A 650-nucleotide genomic window follows, 5' to 3' on the forward strand; every position below is an offset into this window, starting at 1 on the left:
GGCGGAGCCACCCCCACTCCTGACCTCTCCCCACAAGGGGGAGAGGGACGCGCTCCACTCGTAAGAGCGGATGGCGAATCCAGCAGCCTCCCAAGTGAGAGCGCCGTCTAACCGGGCACAGCCGAGGCGAGCAACCGGATCCCGTCCGAGACCGCCTCACCCCGCTCCCGCCTCCACGACACTGACCACGCTGCGGCCGTTGCCGCGTTTCTCCACCCGGACCTGCACGGCGATGCGTTCGATCATCGCCGCCACATGGGTGATGACGCCGACCTTGCGGCCGCGGCCCTGGAGCGTCTCCAGGGCATCCACCGCGAGGTCGAGGGTCTCGGCGTCGAGGGAGCCGAAGCCCTCGTCGATGAAGAGGGTGTCGACGAAGGAATCGCGGCCCTCCAGGCCCGACAAAGCGAGGGCCAGTGCGAGGGAGACGAGGAAGCGCTCGCCGCCCGAGAGGCTGCGGGTGGCGCGCACCTCCTCACCCATGTCGCGGTCGACCACGTGGAGGGAGAGATTCGCCGGGTCGCCGCGCACCAGCCGGTAGCGCGGGCTCAAGGCCAGCAGGTGCTCGTTGGCGAGCCGGACCAGATGTTCGAGCGTCACCCCTTGGGCGAAGAGCCGGAACTTGACGCCGCTGGCCGAGCCCACGAGAC

1 protein-coding gene is annotated in these 650 nt (G+C 69.7%); it reads right to left on the minus strand.

Annotated elements, in window-relative coordinates:
* Positions 1–156: 156 nt before the first annotated feature.
* On the minus strand, positions 157–650 hold a 494-nt coding region (locus VP06_RS33455), incomplete at its 5' end, for an SbcC/MukB-like Walker B domain-containing protein (RefSeq protein WP_280950269.1).

The organism is Methylobacterium aquaticum (assembly GCF_001043915.1).
In the GTDB taxonomy this organism is placed as follows: Bacteria; Pseudomonadota; Alphaproteobacteria; order Rhizobiales; family Beijerinckiaceae; genus Methylobacterium; species Methylobacterium aquaticum.